The sequence below is a fragment of the Actinomadura livida genome (genome assembly GCF_014648675.1).
Lineage (GTDB): Bacteria > Actinomycetota > Actinomycetes > Streptosporangiales > Streptosporangiaceae > Spirillospora > Spirillospora livida.
In genome coordinates this window covers 137,010-159,084 of the sequence record NZ_BMRO01000007.1, presented here as the reverse complement: position 1 = coordinate 159,084, position 22,075 = coordinate 137,010, and the positions used below count along the sequence as shown (strand labels likewise).

17 protein-coding genes and 1 pseudogene are annotated in these 22,075 nt (G+C 69.4%); 11 read left to right on the top strand and 7 right to left on the bottom strand.

The genetic code is table 11. The features are described from left to right. The first annotated feature begins 74 nt into the window (after positions 1 to 74). Positions 75 to 1,358 (top strand): Gfo/Idh/MocA family protein, encoded by a 1,284-nt coding sequence (locus IEZ03_RS18205; protein WP_184881712.1) that lies wholly within the window; start codon positions 75 to 77, stop codon positions 1,356 to 1,358. A gap of 346 nt (positions 1,359 to 1,704) precedes the next feature. Further along, positions 1,705 to 3,261, top strand: coding sequence for a pectate lyase family protein (locus tag IEZ03_RS18200; protein ID WP_184881710.1), 1,557 nt, complete (start codon positions 1,705 to 1,707; stop codon positions 3,259 to 3,261). 125 nt (positions 3,262 to 3,386) lie between these two features. Here IEZ03_RS18200 and IEZ03_RS18195 read toward each other — a convergent pair whose 3' ends face one another. Continuing rightward, on the bottom strand, positions 3,387 to 3,725 hold the full coding sequence (locus IEZ03_RS18195; protein ID WP_184881709.1) for a HEAT repeat domain-containing protein: 339 nt from the start codon (positions 3,723 to 3,725) through the stop codon (positions 3,387 to 3,389). Between the two features lie 138 nt (positions 3,726 to 3,863). On the opposite strand from IEZ03_RS18195, the gene IEZ03_RS18190 reads away from it, so the two are divergent. Both IEZ03_RS18190 and fmdA read left to right on the top strand, forming a co-directional pair. Continuing rightward, positions 3,864 to 4,142 carry an FmdB family zinc ribbon protein gene (locus IEZ03_RS18190; RefSeq protein WP_184881707.1) on the top strand — a complete coding sequence of 93 codons (279 nt, stop codon included), beginning with the start codon at positions 3,864 to 3,866 and terminating at the stop codon, positions 4,140 to 4,142. A gap of 49 nt (positions 4,143 to 4,191) precedes the next feature. Next, complete coding sequence (fmdA, locus tag IEZ03_RS18185; protein ID WP_184881705.1) at positions 4,192 to 5,439, top strand: formamidase; 1,248 nt, start codon at positions 4,192 to 4,194, stop codon at positions 5,437 to 5,439. 81 nt (positions 5,440 to 5,520) lie between these two features. Here fmdA and IEZ03_RS18180 read toward each other — a convergent pair whose 3' ends face one another. Then, positions 5,521 to 7,545: a CocE/NonD family hydrolase gene (locus IEZ03_RS18180; protein WP_184881703.1), complete on the bottom strand. Its 2,025-nt coding sequence runs from the start codon at positions 7,543 to 7,545 to the stop codon at positions 5,521 to 5,523. Positions 7,546 to 7,581: 36 nt separating this feature from the next. Beyond that, the gene (locus tag IEZ03_RS18175; RefSeq protein ID WP_184881701.1) at positions 7,582 to 8,856 is read right to left on the bottom strand and encodes an ATP-binding protein; all 1,275 of its coding nucleotides are present in this window, start codon (positions 8,854 to 8,856) and stop codon (positions 7,582 to 7,584) included. A gap of 204 nt (positions 8,857 to 9,060) precedes the next feature. Between IEZ03_RS18175 and IEZ03_RS18170 the strand changes: the two genes are divergently transcribed. Both IEZ03_RS18170 and IEZ03_RS18165 read left to right on the top strand, forming a co-directional pair. After that, positions 9,061 to 10,620, top strand: coding sequence for a cellulose binding domain-containing protein (locus IEZ03_RS18170; protein ID WP_184881699.1), 1,560 nt, complete (start codon positions 9,061 to 9,063; stop codon positions 10,618 to 10,620). 215 nt (positions 10,621 to 10,835) lie between these two features. Further along, on the top strand, positions 10,836 to 11,318 hold the full coding sequence (locus tag IEZ03_RS18165) for a DinB family protein (protein WP_184881696.1): 483 nt from the start codon (positions 10,836 to 10,838) through the stop codon (positions 11,316 to 11,318). A 49-nt stretch (positions 11,319 to 11,367) separates the two neighbouring features. Here IEZ03_RS18165 and IEZ03_RS18160 read toward each other — a convergent pair whose 3' ends face one another. From IEZ03_RS18160 to IEZ03_RS18150, 3 genes are all read right to left on the bottom strand, one after another. Then, positions 11,368 to 13,503, bottom strand: a complete 2,136-nt coding sequence (locus tag IEZ03_RS18160; RefSeq protein WP_184881694.1) for an HNH endonuclease signature motif containing protein — start codon at positions 13,501 to 13,503, stop codon at positions 11,368 to 11,370. Positions 13,504 to 14,200: 697 nt separating this feature from the next. Beyond that, entirely contained in the window at positions 14,201 to 14,383 is a 183-nt protein-coding gene (locus IEZ03_RS18155) for a DUF397 domain-containing protein (RefSeq protein ID WP_184881692.1), read from the bottom strand. After that, positions 14,370 to 15,191 (bottom strand): helix-turn-helix domain-containing protein, encoded by an 822-nt coding sequence (locus tag IEZ03_RS18150; RefSeq protein ID WP_184881690.1) that lies wholly within the window; start codon positions 15,189 to 15,191, stop codon positions 14,370 to 14,372. The genes IEZ03_RS18155 and IEZ03_RS18150 overlap by 14 nt, the downstream gene beginning before the upstream one ends. Positions 15,192 to 15,353: 162 nt before the next feature. Here IEZ03_RS18150 and IEZ03_RS18145 point away from each other — a divergent pair, with 162 nt between their 5' ends. From IEZ03_RS18145 to IEZ03_RS18130, 5 genes and pseudogenes are all read left to right on the top strand, one after another. Further along, complete coding sequence (locus tag IEZ03_RS18145) at positions 15,354 to 15,746, top strand: ATP-binding protein (RefSeq protein WP_184881688.1); 393 nt, start codon at positions 15,354 to 15,356, stop codon at positions 15,744 to 15,746. A gap of 58 nt (positions 15,747 to 15,804) precedes the next feature. Then, positions 15,805 to 17,373, top strand: a complete 1,569-nt coding sequence (locus tag IEZ03_RS18140) for a hypothetical protein (RefSeq protein WP_184881686.1) — start codon at positions 15,805 to 15,807, stop codon at positions 17,371 to 17,373. 10 nt (positions 17,374 to 17,383) lie between these two features. Next, positions 17,384 to 17,574, top strand: a pseudogene (locus IEZ03_RS38860) (phosphorothioated DNA-binding restriction endonuclease family protein); the annotation flags it as partial. Between the two features lie 346 nt (positions 17,575 to 17,920). After that, on the top strand, positions 17,921 to 19,492 hold the full coding sequence (locus tag IEZ03_RS18135; protein WP_229808376.1) for a chitinase: 1,572 nt from the start codon (positions 17,921 to 17,923) through the stop codon (positions 19,490 to 19,492). A gap of 10 nt (positions 19,493 to 19,502) precedes the next feature. After that, entirely contained in the window at positions 19,503 to 21,269 is a 1,767-nt protein-coding gene (locus IEZ03_RS18130; protein WP_184881682.1) for a chitinase, read from the top strand. 89 nt (positions 21,270 to 21,358) lie between these two features. Here IEZ03_RS18130 and IEZ03_RS18125 read toward each other — a convergent pair whose 3' ends face one another. Next, the gene (locus IEZ03_RS18125; RefSeq protein WP_184881680.1) at positions 21,359 to 22,075 is read right to left on the bottom strand and encodes a hypothetical protein; all 717 of its coding nucleotides are present in this window, start codon (positions 22,073 to 22,075) and stop codon (positions 21,359 to 21,361) included.

Genomic DNA, 22,075 nt, shown 5'->3' with positions numbered 1-22,075 from the left:
CCGGGCCGCACGGCTCCCCCACCCCCGCCCGCCCCTGTTCCGATGGGCGCCCCTGATCCTGGAGTTCCCGCATCATGCGATACGCCTTCGTCGGGCTCGGCCACCGGGCGCAGATGTACGTCGACGCGCTGCTCGGCGAGTGGCGCGACACCGGCGAGATCGTCGCGCTCTGCGACCCCAACCGGACCCGCCTGCGCTACTACCTCGACCTGATCGGCCGGGACGTCCCGTGCTTCGCTCCCGAGGAGTTCGGGAAGATGATCGAGACCGCCGACGCCGTCGTGGTCGCCACCGTCGACTCCGCCCACGCCCGCTACGTGGTCGCGGCCCTCGACGCGGGCAAGGACGTCGTGGTGGAGAAGCCGCTGTGCACCACCGCCGAGGACTGCGCGGCCATCGCCGCGGCGGCCGAGCGGAGCACCGGCAGGCTCGTCGTCACGTTCAACTACCGCTACGCGCCGCGCAACAGCGCCGTCCGCCGGGTGATCGCGGACGGTGCGATCGGCGAGGTCACCTCGGTGCACTTCGGGTGGTCGCTCGACACCATCCACGGCGCCGACTACTTCCGCCGCTGGCACCGGGACCGGGCGAACTCCGGCGGGCTGCTGGTGCACAAGGCCAGCCACCACTTCGACCTGGTCAACTGGTGGATCGCCGACGCCGCCGCGTCCGTCTACGCCCAGACCTCGCTGCGCTTCTACGGCGCCGGGAACGCGCGGGCTCGCGGGCTCGCCGGCCGGCCCGCGCGGGCCTTCGACGCCCCGGAACTCGGTACGGACCCGTTCCTGCTGGACCTTTCCGCCGATCCCCGGCTGAAGCGCCTCTACCTGGACGCCGAGCACGAGGACGGCTACCTCCGGGACCGGGACGTGTTCGGCGAGGGCGTGACCATCGACGACAACATGTCCGTGCTCGTCCGGTACGAGGGCGGCGCGCTGCTCACCTACTCCCTCAACGCCCACGCGCCCGCCGAGGGGTACCGGGTCGTCGTCGACGGCACCGCCGGCCGGCTGGAGCTGGACGTCACCGAGCGGGCGTGGACACCGCCGCACGCGGCGATCGACCCGACCGCGTCCGGGAAGGAGCACGCCGAGGGCGCGTCGGAGCGGCTCGTCCTGCACCGGCACTGGCGGCGGCCGGAGGAGATCGCGATCGAGGGGGGCGCGGGCGCGCACGGCGGCGGCGACGCCCTGCTGCTCGACGACGTGTTCCGCGGCCCGTCGGACGACCCGCTCGCCCGCCAGGCGGGGTACCGCGCGGGCGTCGCCGGCGTGCTGGTCGGCGTGGCCGCGAACCGCTCGGCGGCGACCGGCCTCCCCGTCCCGCTCACGGACGGCGGCACCCGGCTGGCCGGCTGACCCGGCCGGGGGGCACGGAAAGGCGCCGGCGACCATTACGCCGAGCGCTTCATTCAACGCTGCCCGCCAATTAGATCGCGCAGTTACTCGTGAAATAAATGGAAAGCCGTTGACGCGATAGAGGTCACAGTCTACCTTATGTGAAAGCGCTTTCTAAAGCACGCTCCCCGCCCTGTCCGCTGCCGCACCGCCGCAGCGGAATTCGCCGCACAAGGGGCTGATCCCATGCGCCCGTGCTCCCACCTCCAGATCCGTTCACCGCCCCGCGCGCCCTCAGGAACACCATTCGGGGATGAGACCGGGCCACCGGTCGGATGATCATCAGGAATCGAAAGGAGAGGCGAGGATGAGAAGAGCAGTCGCACTGCGGCTATCCGCGGCGTCGGCGTCGCTGGCCCTCGCGGCCACGGCCGGTGTCGTCCTGTCGATGCCCCAGGTCGCGGCGGCGGCCGGTACCGTCACCGGCTACGCGACCCAGAACGGCGGGACCACCGGCGGCGCGGGCGGGCAGACGGTCCGCGCCAGTACCGGGACCGCGATCCACGCGGCCCTGTGCGGCCGGGCAAGCAGCAGCACCCCGATCACCATCGAGGTGGAGGGGACCGTCAACCACGGCAACACGAGCAAGGTCTCGGGCGGCAGCTGCAACACCGCCGACGGCGTGATCGAGCTCAAGCAGATCAGCAATGTGACGCTCATCGGGGTCGGGAGCGGAGCCGTCTTCGACCAGGTCGGCATCCACATCCGCGAGGCCAGCAACATCATCATCCAGAACGTGACCGTCCGGAACGTCAAGAAGTCCGGCTCGCCCACGTCGAACGGCGGGGACGCCATCGGCATGGAGAGCGACGTCCGCAACGTCTGGGTGGACCACGCCACGCTGGAGGCGTCCGGTGGTGAGGACGAGGGCTTCGACGGCCTCTTCGACATGAAGAACAACACCCGCTACGTGACCCTGTCCTACAGCGTCCTGCGCAACTCCGGCCGCGGTGGCCTGGTCGGCAGCAGCGAGAGCGACCTGTCGAACGGGTTCATCACGTACCACCACAACCTGTACGAGAACATCGACTCCCGCACGCCGCTGCTGCGCGGCGGCACGGCCCACATCTACAACAGCCACTTCCGGAACATCAGGGAGTCCGGCATCAACTCCAGGGCCGGGGCGCAGGCGAGGGTCGACAACAACTACTTCGAGGACTCCAAGGACGTCCTCGGCACCTTCTACACCGACCAGGCCGGGTACTGGCAGGTCAACGGCAACATCTTCGACAACGTGACCTGGTCGAGCCCGGGCGACGACAACCAGCCCGCGGGCCCGAACCCGCGGTCCAACACCAGCGTCGGCATCCCCTACTCCTACAGCCTGGACAGGGCGGACTGCGTGCCGGACGTCGTGAGCCGGACGGCGGGCGCCGGCAAGGGCCTGCGCGTGTCGGACGGCAACTGCACGCCGCAGACGCCCACGCAGACACCGACGCCGACCCCGACCGACCCCGACCCCACCCCCACGCCGACGCCGACGCCGACGGTGCCGGGCGGCACCAACCTGAGCATCGGGGCGGGCTCCGACGGCTCCAGCAAGGCCTCCGGGACGAGCTACGGCAACGTCCGCGACGGCGACATGGGCACCTACTGGTCACCGGCCGGCTCCACCGGCGCCATCTCGATCAAGTGGGGCTCCGCCACCACGCTCTCCTCGATCAACATCCGGGAGGCGTCGGGCTCGGCGGGCAACATCGGCTCGTGGCGCGTCCTCGACCACGATTCGGGCACGGTGCTGGCCTCCGGCAGCGGGGCGGGCGCCATCGCCATCCCGCGGACCACCCTGCGCAAGATCACCTTCGAGATCACCGGCTCGTCCGGCACCCCGCGGGTCGCCGAGTTCGAGACCTACGCCGGCTGAGCTCCCACCCGATCACGCGAACCTTCCGCACGACCCGCTCGCCCGGCCGCTCCGGCCCGCCCCGGACCGGCCGGGCGAGCGACCGTACGCGGGCCCGCACGCCGGGCTGACGATGCCCTCGCGCGTCAGGCGATCCAGCCGTCCTCGCGCGCCCGCTCCAGCACCTGCTCCGCCTCGCGGCTGTCGAGCATCTCCAGGCCGCGGACCGCCCAGAAATGCAGGGCCTCGTCGGGGCTCTCCAGCTGGTCGCGGAACACGCCCAGCGCCTCCGGGGCGCGGGCCTCGGCGATGAGTTCCAGCAGCAGGCAGCGCAGCTCGTCGTCCGCCTCCGCCGCGAACTCCCCGATCAGCTCGCCCGCGTAGGCGTCGGCGTGCTCGCGCAGGAAGTCGAACGCGCCCTCCCGTGCCTGGGGGTCCGTCTTCCGCATGACCTGCATGGCCTGATCGAAACGCCGCCGCGACATGGGCACCACTGTACGGCCGGACACCGACACCGGCTGAACATGCCGCCCAAATGCGTGCATTCCGGGCCTGACCTGGCCCTTTCGTTTACCGGTGCCTCCCGGCGGAATAGTCCGCGGCAGATGGATTGGAGGCTGCCCATGGCCATCTACCAGTACCGCTGCGAGCAGTGCGGGGCGTTCGACGTCTCGCGCCCGATCGGCACCGCCGCCGCCGCGGAGGTCTGCGCGGGCTGCGGCGGTGCGGCGGCCCGCGTGTTCGGTTCGCCGCACCTCGCCCGCACGTCCCGCCCGCTCGCGAGGGCGCTCCAGGCCCAGGAGGCGAGCGCGGACGAGCCGCGGGTGGTCAGGCGGGCGCCTTCCCGCGAGTCCGCGGCACCGCCCGCCGATCCCCGGCACGCGCTGCTGCCACGTCCCTGAGCCTGCCGAGGCCGTCCACACGGCCCGATGACTCTCTTCGGAGGAAGCCATGCCCGAAGTCGTGTTCCGCGTCGACCAGTCGAAGTCGATGCGCGACCAGGATGTCCCCGGCCATAACCGGTGGCATCCCGACATACCGGCGGCGGTCACCGTCCGTCCCGGGTCGGAAGTCCGCATCGAGTCCCGGGAGTGGATGGACGGCCAGGTCGTCAACGACGACTCGGCCAACGACATCCGGGACCTGAACCTCAACGTCAACCACATGCTGAGCGGCCCGATCGCGGTGGAGGGCGCCGAGCCCGGCGACCTGATCATCGTGGACATCCTCGACATCGGCCCCGTCCCGCAGGAGACCGGCCCGATCGCCGGCCAGGGCTGGGGCTACACCGGGATCTTCGCCAGGGGCAACGGCGGCGGGTTCCTCACCGACTGGTATCCCGACGCGTGCAAGGCGATCTGGGACTTCCACGGTCAGATGGCCACGTCCCGCCATATCCCCGGCGTCCGCTTCACCGGCATCACGCACCCCGGCCTGTTCGGCACCGCGCCGTCCGCCGACATGCTCGCCCGCTGGAATCGCCGCGAGCAGGCGCTCATCGACACCGCCCCGGACAAGGTGCCGCCGCTCGCCCTGCCGCCCCAGCCGGCGGAGGTGCTCGCGGGCACGCTCACCGGCTCCGACCTGGAGCGCATCGGACGCGAGGGCGCCCGCACCGTCCCACCCCGCGAGAACGGCGGGAACCAGGACATCAAGAACTTCAGCCGGGGCGCGCGGGTGTTCATGCCCGTCTACGTGCCCGGCGGGCTGCTGTCCACCGGCGACCTGCACTTCAGCCAGGGCGACGGCGAGATCACGTTCTGCGGCGCGATCGAGATGGGCGGGTTCATCGACGTCCACCTCGACCTGATCAAGGGCGGGATGGAGAAGTACGGGGTGTCCACCAACCCCGTCTTCATGCCGGGCAACGTCGAGCCCCGCTACGACGAGTTCATCTCGTTCATCGGCATCTCCGTCGACCACGAGACCGACACCAACCACTACCTCGACGCCACGCTGGCCTACCGGAACGCGGTGCTGAACGGCATCGAGTACCTGAAGAAGTTCGGGTACACGGGCGAGCAGGCGTACCTGCTGCTGTGCGCGGCGCCGATCGAGGGGCGGCTCAGCAGCGTCGTCGACATCCCGAACGCCTGCTGCTCCCTCTACCTGCCCACGGCCATCTTCGACTTCGACGTCCGGCCCACGGCGGACGGGCCCGTCCGCGTGGACCGGGGCCAGTGCGCCACGGCCGACTGACACCGCGCCGGGCCCCGCGTGCCCGCCGGCCGTGCCACGGCTCCGCAGGCAACGGGCGGCGGGCACAACGGCGGTCTCGGCTCAGAGGTGGTCCCGCGGGATGACGATCGACCAGTTCCGGGAGTGGACGCGGTTGCCGCGCTCGTAGGCGTCCAGTTGGGCATGGAGGTGGAAGTCGGTCTCGGTGGAGGTCAGCTTGGTACGGGTCTCCGTGTGGACCTCCCAGTCGTCCCGGACGAAGCCCATGCGCCACTGGACGTCTCCGAAGACGGAGGTGAAGTCGTCGCCGGTCCAGCCGTAGGTCTCGGTCACCCGGCGCGCGATCTGCATGTCGATGTCGTCGATGCGCACGACGCCGAGGTCCTTCACCACGTGGAGCGCCGAGTTGTAGGTGACCAGGTCGCGGGACACCGTCCAGCCCTCCTCGCCCGACTTGAGCAGTGTCGTCGGGACGGGCGGCGTCCCCTCCGGCTCGCCGAAGGGGCTGACCTGCGGTTCGTCGGGCGCCTTGATCGGGCGCACCGGCAGTTCGAGGTGGCAGGCACCGGTGTAGAGCGCCAGGCGGACCGGCCGCGGCGGCGGCCAGGCCAGCGGCCAGTACGACGTCGACACGGACAGGCGGATCCGGTTCCCGGGCGGGAAGGCGTGCGCCATGCCGTTCAGCGTGACCCGGACCTCGTACCGCTGCCCGGGTTCGAGGCGCCGGGGCATCTCGTGGCCCGTCCGGTGGGTGAGGTTGAGGAGCCCGTAGGTGACGCGGGTGGCGCGGCCGTCCGGGGCCACGTCCGACAGGCGGACGGCGACCATCGCCTCCGGGTTCGTCACCGCGAGCACCAGCCGCACCACCGGGGAGCCGAGGACCTCGCACCGCCGGTCGAGGATGTCGCTGTCGAAGACAAGTGACCCGCCGTCCTCCTCGCGCTGGTCGTAGGGGAGGTCGGGCGGCGCGTTGTAGGAGCACCACTTGCCGGCGAACTGGCCCACCGACAGCGGGGACTCCACGGTCAGCTCCTCGCGCGGCACCTTCTCCCCCTCCGCCGCGATGCGGGTGCGTTCCAGCGGGAACCTGCGGATGGGGATGCGGGGCGACGGCCAGGACGACTCGCCCACCCAGCGTCCCGGCCGCTTCTGGTACGCGGTGGACGGCGGCACCGTGTCCTGCATGTAGATGCGCAGGCGCGGCTCGTCCATCACGCCGTTGTCGACGCCCTTGAGCCAGTGGTCCCACCAGCGCACCAGCTCCTGCAGGAAGCCGATCGCCGGGCCGGGTTCGCCGAGGTGGGGGTACTTGTGCGACCAGGGGCCGATGAGCCCCATGGTGGGCGCGCCGAGGTTGGCGAGGACGCGGAACACGGCGTTGGAGTAGCCGTCGGCCCAGCCGCTCACCGCGAGCACGGGGCACCGGACGTCGGAGTAGTTCTCGGAGATCGAGGCGTGCTGCCAGAACTCGTCGCGGCGCTGGTGCCGGAGCCAGTTCGCGAGCCACAGCCCGCTGTGCTCCAGGCGCTCGTGCCACATCTCGCGCCACCGGTCGCCGACGACCGCCGGGTCCGGCGGGCAGGACGTGTAGGCGAACATCGTGGACGCCCACGAGAGGTTGTCGCTCAGCAGGCAGCCGCCCATGTAGTGGACGTCGTCGGCGTACCGGTCGTCGCTGAAGCACAGGGCGGCGATCGCGCCGAGGCTGGGCGGGCGGCGCGCGGCGACCTGCAGCGCGTTGAACCCGCCCCAGGAGATGCCCATCATCCCCGCGCGTCCGTTCGACCAGGGCTGGGCGGCGAGCCACGCGAGGATCTCCTCGGCGTCGCGCAGTTCGCGTTCCAGGTACTCGTCGGTGAGAACGCCCTCGGAATCACCGGTACCGCGGATATCGACCCGCACGCACGCATAACCGTGACCCGCCATGTACGGGTGATGAATGGAATCCCGTACCGCCGTTAAATCCCTTTTACGGTAAGGGATGAATTCCAGGATGGCCGGGACCGGTTCGTCGTCCGAGCCGACCGGCCGCCAGATGCGCGCGGCGAGCCGTACGCCGTCCGAGACGGGAATCCATACGTTCTCGTCCTCCCGCACCGCATAGGGCAAAGACGTCACCGTGCGCATCCTGTCCCTCCCCTGGTGGCTCGCTCCCGGCCGGGCCTACTCGTCGATCTCGATCGGCAGCCGCGCAAGGCACCGCTCGTAGCGGGCCGTCAGTTCCGCCTCGTCCGCGGCGCCGGTGAAGATCTGGCCGATCTCGTAGCTGTAGCTGTCCTGCAGCGGCAGTTCGGACAGCCGGTCGCCGGGTCGCACGGACACGTTCACCATCGTGCCGGGGATCTCCCGCTCGACCGCCGCGATCTCCTCGGCCGTGGGCACGCGCCGGACGACGCCGTCGGTGAACCGCTTGACGAACCATTTCGCGGCCACGCCGTACTCGCCGCCACCGGGCCGCGCCAGTTCCGGGTCGAGCCCCAGCGCGAGGCGGACCATGTACTGGTGGTTGGGCACGCCGTCCACGTACCGGAACAGCGGGGCGTGGGACTGGGAGTGCCGGGGGTTGACCTCCAGCAGGCCGATCGCGTCCCGCTCCCGGTTCCAGAAGTACTCGACGTTGAAGGTCGTGGAGTCGAGCCCGATGCGCTCGATCACCCGCGTGGTGGTGCCGACCATCCGCTCGACGACGTCGCCGGGCAGGCAGGACGGGTACCGGTAGCGCAGGAACGTCGGCCGGCCCGGGTAGGCGATGGAGTCGACGACGCCGTAGACGTGCACCTCCCCGTTGAAGCGGCAGCCCTCGACGGTGACCTGGGCGCCCTCCATCGACTCCTCCGCGAGGCAGGCCATGCCGCCGACCCGGGCGATCTCCGGCGGGAGGTCGAGGCGGGCCAGGACGGACTCGAACGGCCTGCCGAGGTGGCCGATCCCCGCGCGGATCGCGGCGACCGCGCGGCCGAACTCGTCGTCGTCCGCGACCAGGTACGCCAGGACCGCCGCCGCCGACTTCACCGGCTTGAGCCACATCGGGTAGCGCACGCCCGGCGGCGGCCGCGCCCGGCCCGCCCGGATGTCCACCAGCCCGAACGCGGGCAACTCGTCGATCACCTCGCGCTGCTCGATTCGGCTCCAGTACTTGTGCTCGCACTTCACGACGGATTCGAGGCTCGACGAGCGCAGGCCGTACCGGGCGCACAGCACCGGGACCACCGTGGTCACGGGGAAGTCCCAGAACCCGATGATCGCGTCGATCGGGCCGTCGAAGGCGTCGAGCTGCTCCTGCGCCCGCGCCACCACCCGGTCGAAGTCGACCGTGCCCTGCCGCAGCTCCCGGCGCGTCATCACGCCGTGGAAGCGGTAGTCCGAGCAGTGCGGAAGCGCGTGGAGCATGCGGAGATTCGGCTCGTCCAGCCCCAGCACGAACACGTTGCGCGGCATGCTTCGTCCCCCTTCGGGGTGGGTTTCCGCTGGCGGCGCGTCCAAACGGCCGGGGGGCTTGCGGAGCGGGGCATTCGCGATTACCGTTCGGGTCACTTATAGGAAACTTTCCTATTGGTTCAAGGTCGAACCGCCCACCCGCCACCCATCGCGGCACCGCTCGGGGGACCCCGCTCACCCACCCCTCCTACCCCGGGAGCGATCTTGCGAAGAACCCTTCTTCCCGGCTTCCTGCTCACCGCGCTCTGCTCGCTCGTCCTCGCCCTGCTCGTCCCCGCCCCGGCGAACGCGGCCGCGGTGACGGCGACGTTCGCCAAGTCCGCCGACTGGGGCTCGGGCTACGAGGCCGGGTACACGGTCAAGAACGACACCGGCTCGGCGATCTCCTCGTGGACGGTGGAGTTCGACCTCCCGTCCGGCTCCAGCGTCGGGACGTACTGGGAGGCGCTGCTCACGCAGTCCGCCGGGCACGCCACGTTCACCAACCGGTCCTACAACGGGAACGTCGCGCCCGGCGCGTCGGTCTCGTTCGGCTTCATCGTCAACGGCTCGGGGACGCCCCTCAACTGCACGATCAACGGCGCCCCCTGCACCGGCGGCGACCCGGGAGAGCCGGGAGCACCATCCGCGCCCGGCGCCCCCACCGTGACCGCGCGGACGGACACGTCCCTCACACTCTCGTGGTCGCCCCCGTCCGGTTCGGTCACCGGTTACCGCGTATACGAGGGATCGACGGTCCGTGCCACCACATCCGCGACAAGCACCACCGTCACCGGCCTGGCCGCCTGCTCCAACCACACCTACACAGTGAAGGCGTACAACTCGGCCGGGGAGTCCGCCGCGAGCGCCCCGGTCACCGCAACCACGACCGGCTGCACGACACCGGACGTCACCAGGCACGCCGCGCCCTACCTGTACATGGGGTGGGGCGACCCGCCGAACCCGTCCACCGTCATGAACAGCACGGGCGTCAAGTGGTTCACGATGGCGTTCATCCTGTCGGGCGGCGGCTGCACCCCCGCATGGGACGGCAACCGGCCCCTACAAGGCGGCGCCGACGCACAGGCGATCGCGCAGATCCGCGCGGCCGGCGGTGACGTCCTGCCCTCGATCGGCGGCTGGTCCGGCAACAAGCTGGGCCCGAACTGCGCCACCCCCGAAGCCCTGGCCGGCGCCTACCAGCAGGTCATCGACGCCTACGACCTCAAGGCCATCGACGTCGACATCGAGAACAGCGACGAGTTCGAGAACGAGGCCGTCCAGGACCGCATCCTCAACGCCCTCAAGATCGTCAAGCGGAACAACCCCGGAATCCAGACGATCCTGACGTTCGGCACCGGCACCGGCGGCCCGAACTACTGGGGCACCCGCCTGATCAACCGCGCCGCCGAACTCCAGGCGAACGTGGACATCTTCACGATCATGCCGTTCAACTTCGCCGGCGGCTCCGACATGTACGGCAGCACGGTCAGCGCGTCCGAGGGCTTGAAGAACGCGCTGAAGTCCGCGTTCGGCTGGTCCGACGCCACCGCCTACTCCCACATGGGCATCTCCGGCATGAACGGCCTGTCCGACCAGCGAGAGGTCACCACTCCGGCGACCTGGACGCAGATCCGCGACTGGGCCGACTCCCGCGGCCTGGCGAGGCTGGCGTTCTGGTCGGTCAACCGCGACCGCCCCTGCCCCACCGGCGGCGTGGCCCCCAACTGCAGCGGCATAGACCAGCAGAACTGGGAGTTCACCCGCATCACCGCGGGCTTCTGACCCGCCCTGCTCCGCGGCCCGCGTCCCCGCCCGGCGACGCGGGCCGCACGCATGCGCGGACCCCGCGTCGAGCGCGCCGTCCCCGTGGCGAGCTTGCTAGAACCGCAAGGTCTCGTGCCAGATCTCGGCGCCCTGGGCAAAACTGAGCGCGACCAGGCCGAAAGGCATTCACGTCCCTGCACGCTTCATGACCGTCCCGTCGAAGGAGACCAGCCATGCCCACCACCCGCCGCCGCGACGCCCCTCCGCCCAGAACCGGAAACAGCGAAGCCGAGGTTTTGCGCGGCTTCCTCGACTACCTACGGACGTCGATCGCGGCGAAAGTCGAGGACGCCCCCGAACCGCAGGTCAGGACGGCCGGGGTGGCGTCCGGTACGAACCTGCTCGGCCTGCTCGAACACCTCACGTTCGTAGAGCGCGCGACGTTCCTCGGAGACAAGGTCACCAACTGGCAGGCGACGTTCCAGGCCGCGCCCGGCGACACCGTGGCCGACGTAGTGGCCCGCTACCGCGAGGCGGTCGGGCGCGCGAACGAGGTCCTCGACGGCTGCACCGACCTCGGCGCACCAGTCCCCCGACCAGGGCGGCCCGCCCCGAGCGTCCGATGGGCCCTGACCCACATGATCGAGGAGACCGGCCGCCATGCCGGCCACGCGGACATCCTCCGCGAACTGATCGACGGCGCAACCGGCCGCTGACTCCCCATTCCGCGATACCGAACAGCGGCACACAGATTCAAACGCGCGTTCACGGGCGGTCGGGGCGGACGATGTACCAGGCGCCCGCCGGGGTCGTCCACACGAGGACCCCGGGCCATACATGATGCAGATTCCAGCCGGGACTCTGCTTCAGTCGGTGGTGCCTTCGGCAGAGCGGCGCGAGGTTGCAGCGGCAGGTGATGCCGGGACGCCAAGGCACGGTGTGGTCGAGATCGCAGCGATGAGAGGCCCGATTGCAGGTTGGGAACACGCACGTCGCGTGCCGCTCTTCGATCTCACGACGCAGACCGGCAGGTGGCCGGTAGCCAGGCCGCCCGTGCCGCTCGTCATCTCCCTGGCAGAGCGCATCCCGCTGCGGGGCGAGCCGCCGGACCACCTGCCGCACCGCAAGATCGACCGCGCCGGACAACTCAGCACTGCCGATACGTGCACGCAGATGCCCAAGCCGCCGCTCAAGCATCGCGACCACACCCGCCACACCAGGACTGAACACGTTGTCCACGGAGCGCGCACCCGCACCGGGGGTGGCCCCAAGCGACATGGCCGCTGCCGCACTCCCAGTCGCCCCGCCCACGATGTCACCCACCCGCTCAACCCGACCGTCACACTCGGCGGTTTGCGGATCGGCAGCAAGGCGATCGGCTTGCTCGGCCAGACCCCGAACCACGGACAGGAGAGGGCCACCCGCCTGGGACGACGGGTGACTAGCAACGGCGGTCGGCAAACGTGCCGCTGAAGTGCCCTCTGCATCGCCGTTTCCCGTGCCCGTTGCACCAGGGTTCAGACTGCTTGGTGAGGTGCTGTACTGGGCCGCTCCGCTGACCTCCGCAGCCTGCTGACCTCGGACCCCTGAGTGATCACGGCCCCCTGCTGCATAAACCGGCAACTCAAGGAGGCGGGCCGCAGCAAAACGTCCGACCACCGGAGCTCCGTTGCCCGCAAGGGACGCCGCCTGAATGACCCCCGCGGACGGCACCTGGGCTGGGCCCCGCCGCGCAGTCAGCTCAAGCGGATGCGACACGTCAGGGCGCCCAGGCACCGGAACGCACACTGGCACCCGTGGCGTCATGAGGTGAGCGATCTGCTCGGGCGGGTGGGGCGCGGCAGGTGGTCCAGGCGTCGGGGCGTGGGGTGACACCTGCGGCGTCATGGGATGCGTTGTCTGCTCGGGAGCGTGGGGAGCGGCCGGATGTCCAGGCATCGGGACGTCGGATGGCAGTTGGGGAGGCGTGGGGTGCGTGGTCTGCTCAGTTGGGCAGGCGGCGGAGTCCTGGGAGGCCGGGGGGTGAAGTGACGCGGAGGGGGCGGCGTCGACGGCTGCGCTGAGGACGGTGGCGATGGCTTCGGGTAGTGGGGCACCGTTGAGGAGGTTCGTGGCTATGTCGGCGCGGATCAGGTGTAGCGGGCGCGTGTCTCCGTCGGCCTTGAGGCCATGGGCGGCGGCGGTGATCTTGTTGAAGATGCCGTGGGCGTCTTCGACGGCGAGGTCACATAGAGCCAGGTCGGCGGTGCCGGACGGGGTGTCCCATAGCTCCAGTCGCCGCTGCCGTGTCGCCTCCCGCCTGCGCTCTTCCAAGATCTCCGGAGCCAGGCGCTGGGCGATGCGCCTGATTCGGCGGCGAAGCTGCCCCGTGGTCTGGGTGGACGCCTTCTCCAGCGCCGCGGCCTCTACGCGCTGGGTCACCTGGTCGGGAAGGTTCTCGGTGGCGTCGCAGATTACTCGGGCCTTGGCCATGTCGATCCGACCGGCTTCCAGAGCGTCACCAGTGCTGGCGAGCGGGCCGGTCAGACGTTCGGCGAGGTGGACGAGGGTGGCGGCGGTGTTGCCGGTAACGGTGAGCGCTGCAGCGATCTCTTCGGTGACCGCCTCGTGCGCGGACAGGGTGCGGTAGTCGGAATCGCCCGCATCGTCGGCGGCGGCGGTCCGGCGCCGGGTGAGTTCGGCTATCGCGGCCAATTCCCGTGCTTGTGCCCAGGAGGTCTGCCGACGCGCGGCGGCGGCGACCTGCAGCAGCTCGTCGTCGTCGAGGTCGGCAAGGTGCTCTTGTTCGCCGGACAGGCAGATGGCCAGTTGCGGGCCGGGCGGGAACCACTCCCGGTCTTCCCATTCACGCGCACCACCAACGATTTCGACACCGTCAAAGACATCGAGTTGCGTTGCCACCTAGGTTCACCTCCCAACGCGAATTGACCATTGACCACTCTACAAGGAGATCACGACATTAAGCGTAGACATTTTGGACACGCCACATTATTGTCACCGCGTTTCTTTCCGCCTGCGACGCCGATAAGGACGTTCCTTGCGGTAGGCGATCATCCAACGGTGGTCGCGGGCTGAGGACGGCTTTATCGGGATGGGGTGGTTCGTGCAGGTGGACGGCTGAGGTGCCTTCCGAAGGTGGACAGCGACCGTTTCCCGTTGCTGCCGACCGCTATCACGTTGGTTGCGATTGTTGGGCTTGGGTTATGTGCTCGGTGACAGGCAGGTGCGGGATACGGCCTTAGGAGCGCGCTACGCGCGCCATCAGCGACCCCGACCACCCGCCTCCTCGCCGACCGCTTTTGCCGCGCGAAGCGCGGCGCCCACAGCACCACGCGCTCAACCTGTAGATGAACACCCGAACCGAACCGACTGCCGCAACCAACGTGCCAGCAACCGTCGACAAGAGAGAACGGGCGTCGCCACCTACGGGAGGCACCTCAGCCGCCCACCCACGGTCACCGCACTAAACCGATAAAAGGCGACCTCAGCCACCCACACGGACGAGAGGAAATCGGCAAGGCGTCATTTGTCCGCCGCCAGAAGCACGCAGAGCCCCGATCCCTCACAGGGTCGGGGCTCCGGAAGCTCTTTCGGGGGGTCAGCGCTTCAGGTTGGCCACGAGCGCGGCGAACGCATCGCGGGAAACGACCAGCTTGGGTCCGTCCGGGTTCTTGGAATCACGGAGACCGATACCGGAGGCCAGGTCGGCGACTTCGACGCAGGCTCCGCCGTTTCCGGAGCTGCGAGATGACTTTCGCCATGCCGCCCTACTCAGATCCATGATGCTCCTCTTTCAGAATGCGGCGGAGTAGGTCCGCCGACTGCTTCACCGGCAAGGCCACCGATTTGACCGACTCGTAGCACAGGAGCCAATGGTCTACGTCCTCCGGGCGCTCGATGAACCGGCCGCCGGTCAGATCTTCACTGTAGGCCACGGTCGTCCCGCCCGGGAGAGTGAGGAGAATGAAGCAACACGTCTGACCCGCGTGTGCTCCAGTGTCGAAAGGGATCACCTGCAGGGAGATCTTCGGGTGGTGGGCGGCCTCCAGGAGATGGCCTATCTGGTCTTGCATGATCTTGGGCGAGCCGACCGGACGCCGGAGGACGGGTTCGTCCACCAGGACCCACAGGGTCGGCCCGGCCGTCCCGGTCAGCAGCGACTTGCGCTCCATGCGGGTCGTGACGAGGGCCTCGATCTCTTCTTCGGTGTCGCCCGGACGGCCGGCCCGGTGGAGTTCGCGCGCGTAGTCCGGCGTCTGGAGGAGGCCGGGAATGCAGAGCCCCTCGTACCAGCGGATCATGGACGTCTTCTTCTCGACCTCCAGATACTCCGCGAATCCGGTCGGGTACCGGTGGGCCTTCTTGAAGTCGAGCGTCCGCAGGAGCGCCCCTTCGGTGTCGAGTTCGCGGTCGCACGCCTCCGCGAACGCGATGGAAGCGGCGAGCTGACCGGTCTCGGCCCCAGAGATCAGCGACTCCGAGAAGTTGATCCGTTCGGCGAGCTGGGCTTGGGTCTGCCCGGCGCGTCTGCGGTAATGGCGCAGCTCACGGCCCCAGATGGCCTGCGGGCTGTAGGGGTCGACCGTCACTTGTGCCTCCTGTGTCCGGTTTCAAGGACCTTCAGGGAACTTCGGCGCCGACGCTGGAAGGTTCACACCCTTCCCATATCGTCACCGATTGCCTACACAAAGTAGTCGCCTCGGTCATGCTGTGAAGCCGAACCCGGACAACGCCCCGAAGAGGTCACATCCATGCCGACTACCGCCACCGCATCCCAGGTCCCGACACTCGTTCTCGACGCCACCGACCAGGCCCCTCGCCTCGCACGTCGCTTCCTTGCGCAGCGGTTCCGCGAGTGGGGTATCGCCGACGACTACCTGGGACGGCTGGTGGTCTGCGAGCTCGTCACCAATGCCTACCTGCACGGGGAAGCACCGATCGTCGTCCGTGTCTTCGCAGACGAGCACGACGGCGGGGTGGTCGTCGAGGTCTGGGACTCAGGTGAGGGGCAACCGGTGATCGGACGAGAGGACCACGCGGCGCTGTCTGGGCGGGGGCTCTTGTTGATGTCCGAGCTCGTCGCCGGCTGGGGCGTTCGTCCGCTGAACGAAGGCGGCAAGGTCACTTGGGCCAAGCTTCGCTGAGGGCAATCTGCGTTGCGACGGTGGCCGATTGGCACCGACCTGCGGGAACATGATCGGCATGTCGCGCTTCAAGCACCATGCCGAGCTTGCCCCCGTCCCCCGTCCCTTGGTGGACGAGGTGGTCCGCGCCCTCCTGGACTGGATGGAGGGCTTGCCGTTCACCGATGGCAAGCTCGACATCGGTGAAGACTTCGACGGCGACGCCGACGTGCGATTGACCGAGGGTGAACATCTCACCACCGGTGCCCGCTATCGAATCGAGTTGCTTGGTGGAGACGACGAGCAGCTGACTCTCGACGTAAAACTCGTGTCCTGGGACAGGGCGGGAGAATCTCGGATCGAGATAACGTCCGATCTGGAAGGGCACGTCGTGAACGCGCAGATAGAACTGCGCATGGCCGGGCAACGAGCGCATACCTTCCGCGTCGAAGGCGACTACCAGGGACCGGGGCCGGGGCTGCTTCGCAGGCTTCAGCGCGCGAAGTGGGAGGGCGAGGTGCGGTTCGAGGAATGGTGGTCCGTGCTGGGCCAGCGAACCTCGCCCATCTCCCTGCGCGTCCAGCACCCCTTGGCTTTCGCGTCCTTCCGGGGCGATCGCGGAAAGGACGTGGACGAGCGCTGGAGCGTCGAGAGCATCCTGCGGTTCCGCGGACGCTGGGTCGCGCGCCCGGTGGCCGCGCTCGGTCTTCTCATCATGCGGGGCCGCGTCCGCCGCCTTCTGCGCATGAGTTTCGAGAAAGCGGAGACCGCGTGGAACGACGCCGTGCCCGGCATGGCGGAACGCGGGTGGCAGGAGCGGGTCACCGTGCGGCATCAGGTTGAGGTCAGGTCCGTCTCACGCAAATGGGTCGAGGATTACGTGGCCGCCCTCCACCGCCACATCGGAGAACTGCGCGTCGAAAACGGACGACTCACGGATACGACCGCCGACATCCGACTCCTCGAAGGCGAGCACATCCGGCCCGGCGCGCGCTACCGCATCGCCCTCGAAGAGAACAGCGAGACACAGCACAACGAGACCAAGGAGCACAGCGAAACGCAGCGCAACGAGATCGGAAAGCACAGGCGAACCGAGTCGCTGGACATCAGCGTGACCGCCTGGGAGCCGGACGGCCCCAGCCGGATCGAGATGAACGGCCCGGAGAACGCGCAGACCGGATGGGCCGAACTCGACAGCGCGGCGAAGCCGACCCGCGTCCGGGCCGCGTTCGACGGCGCGTTCGAAGAGATCACGCGGCTCAAGGTGACGGCCGAGGGAGACCTTGAACGCTGGTGGGCAGGCGTCGACGGTTCAGGCGACGACAGCCCGGCCTTCACCGCCAAGGTCGAGCAGCCCCTCGGGGAGGGGATCTTTTCCATCGCGGGCTCGCCCGGGGAGGACGGCCGCTGGAAGTTGGACGTCTCCTTCACCGCCGAGGGACGCGGCTGGGCACGCCCGCTGATCGCCCTGGCCGGGCTGCTGTCCGGCAACGCCGTTCAGGAAACGTTCGCGTCCACGACCGACGAAGCGGCCACCGACTGGGACGACACCATCTCCAAGGCGATCGAGGCCGGCCCCGACCTGGCCGCCAAGACCACGCTTCACCGACTCCTGAACGAGCCAGCGACCACCACCAAGCCGGATTAGGGTGTCGGAGGTGGACTGGGTGGAGCGGGTTCTCGGCGTCAGACGCTACTCGCGCCATGGTGAACGCGCTCCGCACAAGCCCCTACTCCTGCTTTACGCACTGGGACGATTCCGCAACGAAGGACCCGACCCGATCGAGTTCTCGGCGGCGGAAAGGATTTCGACCGGCTGCTCCGGGAGTTCGGGCCGCCCGGGCCGACCAAATGGTCGGGCGCGACCTGTCCGGTCTGACCCTGGTCGAGCGCGCGCACATCGAGTGGCACGCGAAGCAGGTCTTCCGAGGGGCCGCACGCGCCGCCTGACTGTCGCAATCTGCCGGTCGGCAGCTGCCGATTCGGCTACTCCTGCCTAATTTCCCGGCCGGTCGCGCTGGTTCGGCGTACGAGCTGGGCTGGTTTCCCAGGCCCGTCCCAACGCGCCGCGAAGGGGGTTGATCCAGGTCATGGCCAATGGTTACCGTGCAAAGAACTTATAGGAAACCTTCCTAACGATTAGCGACTCGGGGTTTCGGGGGAACCGGCCGGCCGTCCTACCGATGGAGTCAGACGTGCGTCCCCGCTCCGTACTCACCGCCCTCACCGTCCTCCTGATCGCCCTCCTGGCACCGCTCGGCGCGAGCGCGCACGCGACGGCGGCCCCGTCCGCGACGTTCGGCAAATCCTCCGACTGGGGCTCCGGCTGGGAGGGACGGTTCACGCTCACCAACGGCTCCAGCACCACGATCAACGGATGGCGGGTCGAGTTCGACCTGCCCGCCGGGACGTCCATCGGCACCTACTGGGACAGCCTCCTCACCAAGGACGGGCAGCACCACACGTTCCAGCACCGCGAATACAACGCCACGATCCCGCCGGGCGGTTCGGTCACGTTCGGCTTTCTAGGGAACGGTCCCGGCGCCCCGGAGAACTGCACCTTCAACGGCCAGCCCTGCACAGGCGACCCGCAGGAGCCCGGCGAGCTGGGCAAACCGGGCACACCGACCATCACCGCCCGCACCGACTCGTCCCTGACCCTGTCCTGGCAGGCCGCCACCGGCACGCCCACCGGATACCGCGTCTACGAGGGCTCCGACCTGCGGACGACCGTGACCGGAACCACCGCCACCATCTCCGGCCTGACGCCCTGCTCGACGCACAGCTACACGGTCCGGGCATACGACGCCGACGGCGAGTCGCCCGCCAGCACGGCCGTGACCGGCACGACGACCGGATGCACGACCGGCCCGCTCCCCCGCCACTTCCTCACCGGCTACTGGCACGACTTCGTCAACCCCGCCGAGGAGCTGCGGCTCTCGCAGGTCCCGGACGAGTACGACCTCATCGCGGTCGCGTTCGGCGAGGCGACGACCCGTCCCGGCGAGGTCACCTTCCGGGTCGACCCCGAACTGTCGGCCGCACTGGGCGGATACACCGACGCGCAGTTCAAGGCGGACCTCGCCGCGCTCCAGAACGCCGGCAAGAAGGTCATCCTGTCGGTCGGCGGCGAGAGGGGCGCCATCCGCGTCGCCGACGCCGCCTCCGCGCAGCTCTTCGCCGACTCCGTGCGCGGGCTCATGACCGAGTACGGCTTCGACGGCGTCGACATCGACCTGGAGAACGGACTCGACCCGACCTACATGGAGCAGGCGCTCCGGACCCTGCACGCCGCGACGGGCAGCGGCCTGATCATCACGATGGCGCCGCAGACCATCGACATGCAGTCCACCGCCGGGTCGTACTTCCGGCTCGCGCTGAACATCAAGGACATCCTCACCGTCGTCCACATGCAGTACTACAACTCGGGCACCATGCTCGGCTGCGACCAGAAGGTGTACGGGCAGGGGACGGTCGACTTCATGACCGCGCTGGCGTGCATCCAGCTAGAGAACGGGCTCCGCCCCGACCAGATCGCACTGGGGCTCCCCGCCGGGCCGGGCGCGGCGGGCGGCGGGGTGGTCGCACCGGCGATGGTCAACGACGCCCTCGACTGCCTCGCGAAGGGCACCAACTGCGGATCGTTCACCCCGTCCCGGACGTATCCCGGCATCCGCGGCGCGATGACGTGGTCGATCAACTGGGACGTGACGAACGGCGGCGCCTTCTCCAGGACCGTCGGCCCGCACCTGGACACACTTCCGTAGAGGGGCCGTGATGAAGAGAATCTGGGTCTTGGCGGCCGTGGTCGCCGGGCTGCTGGTCGGCGTCACCGGCCCCGCGCAGGCGGCGAACGTGCTGGCCAACGCCGGTTTCGAGAGCGGGTCGCTCGCGAATTGGACATGCTCCGGCGGATCGGTGGTGACCGCCCCGGTGCGGACGGGGTCGTACGCGCTCGCGGGCGGAGTGACCGCGGGTGACACCGGCCGGTGCACGCAGACCGTCAACGTTCAGCCGAACACCGCATACGAACTGTCGGCGTGGGTGCGCGGCAACTACGTCTACCTCGGTGTGGCCGGCGGGACGTCCACGTGGACGCCCTCGGCCGCCGACTTCACCAAGCTGGCGGTCTCCTTCACCACGGGCGCGGACCAGACGTCCGCGGAGATCTTCCTCCACGGCTGGTACGGCAACGGGACGTACCACGCCGACGACGTCGTCCTGGACGGCCCAGGTGGCGAACCCCAGCCAGGAGTACCCGGCACCCCCGGAACACCCAGGGTCGATACCGTCACCGACACCTCCATCTCCCTGTCATGGACCCCGGCCACAGGGGACGTGACCGGTTACCGCATCTACGAGGGCTCCACCCTGCGCGCCACCGTGCCCGGGACGAGCACCACCATCTCGAACCTCGCGGTATGCAGCTCGCACAGCTACACGGTCGCCGCCTACAACGACGCCGGAGAGTCCGCCAGGTCCGCGACCGTAAGCGCCCGGACGAGCGGCTGCGCCGACACCGGCCTCCCGAAGCACGCGCTCATCGGCTACCTGCACGCGAGCTTCGCCAACGGTTCCGGGTACGTGCGGCTGGCGGACGTCCCGGACGCCTGGGACATCATCAACCTCGCATTCGGTGAGCCGACGTCGCCCACGTCCGGCGACATCCGGTTCACCCGCTGCCCGGTGAGCGAGTGCCCGAACGTGGAGAGCGAGGCCGAGTTCGCCGCCGCCGTCCGCGCCAAGCAGGCGCAGGGCAAGAAGGTGCTGATCTCGATCGGCGGCCAGAACGGCCAGGTGCAGCTCACGACGGCCGCCGCGCGGGACGCGTTCGTCCGGTCGGTCTCCGAGATCATCGACCGGTACGGGCTGGACGGTCTGGACATCGACTTCGAGGGCCACTCCCTCTACCTCGACGCGGGCGACACCGACTTCCGCGCCCCCACCACACCGGTGATCGTCAACCTGATCTCGGCGCTGCGGTCGCTGAAGGCCCGGTACGGGGACGACTTCGTCCTGACGATGGCGCCCGAGACGTTCTTCGTGCAGGTCGGCCACCAGTTCTACGGCCCCGGCAGCGCGGGCGGCGACAACCGGAGGGGCGCGTACCTGCCGGTGATCCACGCCGTGCGCGACGACCTGACCGTCCTGCACGTCCAGGACTACAACTCCGGCCCGGTCATGGGGCTGGACGGCCAGTACCACACGATGGGCGGCGCCGATTTCCACATCGCGATGACCGACATGGTGAAGGCCGGGTTCACGGTCGGGAACACCGGCCGCACGTTCCCCGGCCTGCGCCCCGACCAGATCGCCTTCGGCCTGCCCGCCGCCGTCAGCGCGGGCAACGGCCACACCCCGCCCGTACAGGTGCACCAGGCGCTGAACTGCCTGGTCGAGGGCCAGGACTGCGGCTCGTACACCCTCCGCGGCGGGACGTCACCTGCCTTGCGCGGGCTGATGACCTGGTCGATCAACTGGGACCGCTACCACGGATGGGAGTTCATGAACAGCCACGAACCGTTCCTCAACGCCCTCCCATGAGGCCCCGGCCCGCGGCCGCCGGGGTCAGCTGAGCTCAGGGCCGGTGCCATTCCCCGCACCTGCGTGGCACCGGCCCTGTCCCGTTCCGCTCACGGGCTCGGGTCGGGGGACGGGACGCCCGCGTCCGGCTTCTGCTGCTCGCCGTCGGGGTCGGTCATGGTCTCGTTCGCCGCGCCGACCGAGGTGACCTCGGTGACCTTCCACTCGTCGCCGCGGCGCGTCAGCCGCATGTCGAGGTAGGAGCCGAGGACGCGGCGGGTTCCCGCCGTGCTGGTCACCTCGGAGTCCATGACGACGACGGCCTTCGCGGTGCCCGCCTCGATCTCTTCCAGGTAGACGGTGCGGACCGTCGCGGTCGCGCTCGCCTTCAGCTTCGTGATGACGCCTTCGAGGCCGCCGGTGAACGCCTCGTCGTAGGTCTTGGCGAAGTCGTCCGACGCCAGCCCGAGGACCCGGTCGCGCGCCGCCTGGAGCTTGGTGTGGTCGTAGCTGAGCAGCGCCTCGCCGAACTCGGCCGCGCTGGACCGGACCTCCCGGCGCTCCGCGTCCCGCTGCGCCGCCTGGTCGGCCTGGTACCACTGCAGCCCGGCCGTGACCACCGACCCGACGAGCGCCACCGCGACCGTCGCCCTGACCAGCGCCGCCTTGCCCGGCATCCGCGCCCACGCCCGCTTGCCGGCGACCGCCTCACCGGACTCCTTCTCGACGCCCTTCACCTTGAGGGGCTCCTCCATGGCGGTCTCCTCCTCGCCGGAGGTCTCGGTCTCCTCCGGCTTGGTGGGCTTGGTGGTGTCGGTCCTGGTCAC